The organism is bacterium (assembly GCA_026414725.1).
In the GTDB taxonomy this organism is placed as follows: domain Bacteria; phylum Ratteibacteria; class UBA8468; order B48-G9; family JAFGKM01; genus JAAYXZ01.
Genome location: JAOAIL010000034.1, coordinates 302 through 6,493 on the forward strand (window position 1 = coordinate 302; position 6,192 = coordinate 6,493).

Annotated in this window: 6 protein-coding genes and 1 tRNA gene; 4 read left to right on the forward strand and 3 right to left on the reverse strand. The window is 38.4% G+C overall.

What is annotated here, in order from left to right; genetic code table 11:
- Positions 1-471: 471 nt before the first annotated feature.
- The 3 genes from N3D17_07480 to N3D17_07490 all read right to left on the reverse strand — a co-directional run bounded on the left by N3D17_07480 (position 472) and on the right by N3D17_07490 (position 3,176).
- Positions 472-1,494 (reverse strand): 4Fe-4S binding protein, encoded by a 1,023-nt coding sequence (locus N3D17_07480; protein ID MCX8083208.1) that lies wholly within the window; start codon positions 1,492-1,494, stop codon positions 472-474.
- A gap of 165 nt (positions 1,495-1,659) precedes the next feature.
- Positions 1,660-2,190 carry a hypothetical protein gene (locus tag N3D17_07485; protein MCX8083209.1) on the reverse strand — a complete coding sequence of 177 codons (531 nt, stop codon included), beginning with the start codon at positions 2,188-2,190 and terminating at the stop codon, positions 1,660-1,662.
- The gene (locus tag N3D17_07490) at positions 2,190-3,176 is read right to left on the reverse strand and encodes a hypothetical protein (protein MCX8083210.1); all 987 of its coding nucleotides are present in this window, start codon (positions 3,174-3,176) and stop codon (positions 2,190-2,192) included. The genes N3D17_07485 and N3D17_07490 overlap by 1 nt, the downstream gene beginning before the upstream one ends.
- A 407-nt stretch (positions 3,177-3,583) precedes the next feature.
- Between N3D17_07490 and N3D17_07495 the strand changes: the two genes are divergently transcribed.
- From N3D17_07495 to N3D17_07510, 4 genes are all read left to right on the forward strand, one after another.
- Positions 3,584-4,813, forward strand: a complete 1,230-nt coding sequence (locus N3D17_07495) for a hypothetical protein (protein ID MCX8083211.1) — start codon at positions 3,584-3,586, stop codon at positions 4,811-4,813.
- Between the two features lie 105 nt (positions 4,814-4,918).
- Positions 4,919-4,994, forward strand: a tRNA-Pro gene (locus tag N3D17_07500).
- 100 nt (positions 4,995-5,094) lie between these two features.
- A complete protein-coding gene (locus N3D17_07505; protein MCX8083212.1) occupies positions 5,095-5,934 on the forward strand; it encodes a site-specific DNA-methyltransferase in 840 nt (279 codons plus the stop codon).
- Between the two features lies 1 nt (position 5,935).
- A partial coding sequence (locus N3D17_07510; GenBank protein MCX8083213.1) for an HNH endonuclease occupies positions 5,936-6,192 on the forward strand: 257 nt, incomplete at its 3' end.

Below are 6,192 nucleotides of genomic sequence, written 5' to 3' on the forward strand. Positions count from 1 at the left end.
TACCACCACACTCCACAATTGCATTCTCTCCTTCCACCTTTACTACTTTCATAGGAATTGCGAGGCACATAAGATTAAGAGTAAAAATTTTAATTTTGTTTTTGATATTATACCATAACAGGTAAAGAAAAATGAGGAAAGTTATTCAAAAATAATAAAGATTCTCACCCTCCCCTTACTCCCCTCTAAGGGAGGGGAGAAAAAAGAAAAATCCTCCCCATATGAGGGGGGAGGGTGCTGGTGCGACGAGTAAGGAGCACCGTATAGCACGCCCGCCGAGTTGGTGAGGCGGGTGACCGAAGCCCGTCAGGGCAAGACGGGTGAGGGTGAGAACCTTTACTTTCCCCCTCATCCTTCCCTTCTCCCGCGAGGGGAGAAGGAATAATACTCTCTATCCACACCTTACATATTCCCCCCTCATATAGGGAGGATATGTCAGTCCTCATCTTTAAGGAGGATATTACTTTTCTCCTATTTAAATTTTGACTCTGTGAACTTTTTCCCGAAGAAGTTTGCAGACAGACATCCTTCTTTCGGACATATCTCCACACACCTTAAACACATAATACAACCATTCTGATTGTAAACACCATCAGAATTCTTCTCGTACATCTCTTTAAGCCCCATAGGACAGGCATCAGCACAGAGACCACATTTATTACAACTTATTGTTTTTTTCTTTAGTTCAATCCCTGCCCCTTTATTGAAGAAAGAGTTTATAAGTCCCACAGGACATAGATGGCACCATATCCGCCTCCCGAAATAAAATGCTGCAAGGAAGATACCCATAACAATCCATGCGAGAAGTGTAAACATTGTAGTAATGGTGGTTTCAAAGTCCTTCCAGTTTGGTTTTATCAACCCGAACACAGGACATATCAGCCGTGCAGGACATATCTGACAGTAAGGTAAGAACCAGTAACACTGAAATCTTGCGAAGTTAGGCATCCCTATAAGACCTGAAATAAAAAAAGCAATGCCCATTATCCCGTAGGATGAAAACCGCAAGCCAGACCTGAACCCATCAGGAAACCGTTTTGCAGGGATATTCATTTTCTTACGGATAGAGGTAATAAAGTCACCGATACTACCAATAGGACATATCCATCCACACCACATCCTTCCAAAGAGAAAACATAGAAAAGCAAACAGTGTTAAGTGTGGTAGTAGATATTTTATGTGTGTTTGCCATGTAAGATTTTCAGAAACAAAGTGGAATATGCATGCCTTGAAAAGTCCTCCTTTGGGATTAAATCTGCATACAAGCGATGGTGGATAATTTTCAAGTACAGGATTGTCTCCTGAAGGCCAGAGTATAGAGCCCTGTTTAAACTGGGTCGTGGATACAGAACCTTCAGGTGGTTTCAGAGCAGGAAATAGCGGTTTACCTGTTTCTGTATGTAGCCGTGTCTTGAAAATATAACCACCATATATAAGCAAGATAAGGGATATTATCTGAACAATTCTCCTGATAAAAGTAACCTTATTTCTCATCTTTCCTTTTGTCCTTCCTCCTTCTCCCTCTCCCTTAAGGGGAGAGGGGTGCTGGGTGAGGGTGAGAATTTTCCTTTACTTTCCACCCCCACCTATTTTTCCTCCCACCTCATATGGGGAGGACTATCTGTAGCATCCTCTCTTACAGGGTGAGGGTGAACCCTTTTAAGTATTCTTCACTGCCCTGTATAAAGTTAAAAATATAATCAGCCCCATAGGCACAACGTACCAGTAATATCTTACATCAGGACTTTTATCTACCTTCACAAGAAGTTCTCCTACAGGAATATCTATTGTTTCACTTGTCTGCGGTGTTTTGCCTATAGAAGCACTTATTATTGGAAGTACTGCTGTTTGAGAGAATTTTTTTCTCCTCTTTACATCACTACCATAGGAGATTACATACCTTCTCTGCTTTCCTGTGTTTGCAGGAAACAATATCTCTGCTTCAAGTACAGAACCGTCAGGCCAGTTATCTGTAATGGTAATTTTTGAAGATATTTCTTCCTTTGTATTAATATCTATTACACAGATATTATCCTCAGAATTTACTGTTCCCGGAGGGAAAGACATCTTTCCACTTATATAAAAATCACCTTTTACAGCAGGATAAGAAAAATCCACATATAGATTTTCCCCTGCTATAGTTAAAGAAATTCCTGTGAGAAAAAAAATAAATAAAATTATATTTTTCATCAAGGTAAGAGGACAACCTTCCCCATCTCTTTTTCCTGGTGGTATCCAGAGGAATCCATAGCCCAGAAACTTGTTTCTTTATTTCCACTTGCCTTTATTCTATTAATCCTTATATCCCATACTTCTTTTTCTTTAGGTGTCTTAATCAGATGAAGTGGTATGGCAATCTCCATAGACCAGTATGTCTCTTTCTTTATCCCTTCCCACTTTATCTCTGATGCATCCCACTGAGAGACCTGTTTTGCTGAATCATATTTCTTATATATTGGTGTACCAGAAGGAGAAAAAGACATAATGAAACCATTGCCATTTCCTGCTGGTGAGATAATTATCTCTACACGGTCTTCAGAAGAAAGTTTTTCTACATCCTCATCCCTGCAGAAGACCCCTATGTAAAGATTATTCCTGTCAAATGTCATCATAACCCATGTTTTATAAATTGCTTCTGGTCCTTTTAGAGAACAGAAATTGGAAAGTATAGTAGATGCCTTCCAGCATTCATCATTAAAGGAACCATCTATTACAGGGGAGGTGTAGGTAGACTTTACCACAGGCAATTTACTCAGGTCAGTACTTTTCTCTCTGTTCGCTGCTTCTGCAAGTCCTTCAAGTGTAAATGATTTAAATTCTCTTCCCCCTCCAACAAGACGGAACTTCACAGGATAGTTACCTGTTCTTATACCGGATTTTGGAATAAGTGTTACTTCAAAATATACCTGTCTATCCTTAGGGATTGACATCTTTTTGGGTGTAACCTCAAAGTCAAATGCAGGGCTTTCAGGGATTAAACTTATCTCAGCAATACCCCTATCCATATTATTCTGGAGAAATATCTTAAAGGAGGTTCTATCCTTAACAACAAGAGAATATGTTTCTGGTTTTACTATAAGTGAATTCGCCTGTCTGAAGACATTATCACAAAGATGTGCATAAAGAAAAGATGTGAAGAATATAAAGAAAAGTAATATATATCCTTTTCTCATCATACCATATCTTACCTTTTTTTCTCCACCCCGTCAATCTTTCTAATTTCCCCTCTCCCTTAGAGGGGCTGTTAATTCTCCCCTACCTCAGAGGGGAGGGGAATAAGGGAGGGTGAAATCTTACCTCTACTTTAAACCCCCACCTTCTTCCTCCCCCCTTATATGGGGAGGGATTTTTCTTTTCCCCTCGCCCTTGAAGGGAGAGGGTATGGGTGAGGGTGAGACCTTCGCTGTACTTTTCCCCCTCATCCTTAAACCTTCTCCCCCTATAGGGAGAAGGTAATTCAGGTATCTCCCCCTCATATGGGCAGGATTTTTCTTTCTATCTTTAACATAAGAGATAAAGCACACTCAGGTGTTCCATCGTTTTAAAGAAATATGATAGAATAATAAAAAAAGAAGGAGGAAATATGACATCACGAGAGAGAGTTGAAAGAGCAGTAAACTTTCAGCCAATTGACCGTGTACCCATTGACCTCGGAGGTATGAAAGCCAGCGGGATAAGTGTCTATGCCTATAACCGTCTTAAACAGTACATAGGGCTGAAAAACCCTACAAAAATTCTTGACGCAAAATTTATGCTCGCTATGGTAGAGGAAGAGATAAGGCAGAGGTTTCATATAGATATTGTACCTCTGGATTTAGATAGCGCAATCTGGTGGTCAACAGCAAAGGAAGATGACTGGATTCCAATGAAACTTTTTAATGGAGAGACAGCATTATTCCCCCCAGGGACAAAGATTAAAGAGGAACAAAATGGGGACTGGGTTTTACTCAACCCTGATGGTTCTCCTACCTCTTATCGTATGCCTAAAGGTGGCTTCTATTTTGATGATACCAGTTTTGGGCAGGGTGCATTTAAACCCGAAAATTTCAATCCTACTACCACCATACCAGATGAACAGTTAGAAATGCTACATCAGTATGGTAAATATCTTTATGAAAATACTGAATATGCTATTTTAGGATGGGGATTGGGGGTCTGTTTTTTAGGGTTGAGTTTAATTACCAGCAAGAAAGAGAATGTTACACAGGGAAATCCAACAGAATGGATGATGATGCTTTTAACCGAAAAAAATCTCTGTCATGAAATGATGGATAAATCAGTTGAAGCATCTATCAGTTGTCTTAAACTGATAAAAGAAGCAGTTGGCGATTACTGTTTTGCCTGGGGAATTGCTGCTGATGATAGTGGAACACAGAAGGGAGAATTTATCCATCCTGATTTATGGGCTGAGATGATTAAACCGCACTACAAAAAATTATGCGACTGGATTCACCAGAATACTAAATGGAAGACATTCTTCCACTGCTGTGGTTCAATCTATCATCTCATTCCGCACATTATTGAAGCCGGTGTTGACATTCTTAATCCTGTCCAGACATCTGCGGCAAATATGGACCCTGTACGGCTTAAAAAGGAATTCGGAAAGAAACTTGTCTTCTGGGGTGGCGGCTGTGATACACAAAAGGTTTTAGGGAATGGAACACCTGATGAAATTGAACAGCATGTTAAAGAGCGGATGGAAATTTTTAAACAGGGCAGTGGCTATGTTTTTAACCAGATACATAATATCCAGGCAAATGTTCCACCGGAAAATATCGTTGCTATGCTTGAGGCCGCTTATAAATACGGGTAGTTTTGAAATCTCCGTACATCTGTATTTCTACAAAACCTTCTTCAATTGATAATACGATTTTTACAGGTCTTTTTTATAGTGGTATAATAAAAAAATAAAAATTTTCGGGGCGTAGCGCAGTCCGGCTTAGCGCGCATGGTTTGGGACCATGAGGTCCTCGGTTCAAATCCGAGCGCCCCGACTTTTTGGGTATATTCCGGTTCCTGCACTGGGATTCCCCTAAGTAAGCAGTGGACGGAATATAGTTTGACTATTTAAAAGATGATAAGTATTATATAAATATGAAAATTAAAGATTCGGCAGATATATTAGTATATAACCAAGCCATAAAATTATCTATTAAGAAACCCTATTTTGAAGCGAAAAATATTGTAATATATAATGATAATTTCTTAACTATTACCGATATTCCTGCAAATTCAATTGACTTGATTATAACTTCTCCTCCTTACAACATAGATATTCATTACAATACTCATTCTGACAATTTAAAATATGAAGATTATTTAGAATTTACAAAGCATTGGCTTGAAAAGGCCTATAAGTTAGCAAAAGAAGATGGACGTTTCTGTCTTAATATACCCTTGGATAAAAACAAAGGGGGACAACAATCGGTTTATGCTGATATTACACAAATTGCAAAGGAGATTGGCTGGAAATATCACTCCACAATAATATGGAATGAAGGAAATATATCAAGAAGAACTGCATGGGGTTCTTTTATGTCTGCCTCTGCTCCCTATGTAATAGCACCTGTTGAAGTTATCTTAATTTTGTATAAGAAGTTTTGGAAAAAAAAGAGTGAAAATAAGAAAAGTGATATTACTAAAAAGGAATTTATGAACTGGACAAGTGGCATTTGGAATTTCTCCGGAGAGAGTAAAAAACGGGTAGGACATCCAGCACCTTTTCCCATAGAATTACCTTTTAGATGCATAAAACTTTTTAGTTTCGTAGGAGATACTGTACTGGATCCATTTTTAGGTAGTGGAACTACTCTCATTGCTTCTTATTTGACTAACAGAAAAGGTATTGGTGTAGAAATTGATAAAACTTATTGCGATTTAGCAATCAAAAGATTAGAAAACGAGGCAAAAATAAACCAATTAAACTTCACTTAAAGTGGAAAAAAAACAAAAAACAATTAAAGATTTACTAATTGAATATTTTAAGGCACATCCTAACGAAGATATGCCACATGGTACAGTTGTTGACTGGGTAGAAGAACAATATATAAAACTTCATAATAAGAAACCGAGAGATACTTGGCGGTCAATTAGAAATCTTCATGAAACAGGTTTTTTAGTAAAGGTTAAAAAGGGGGTTTATCGTTATGACCCTGAAGCAGTTAAACAAAAAGAATTAGATGACTTTACACC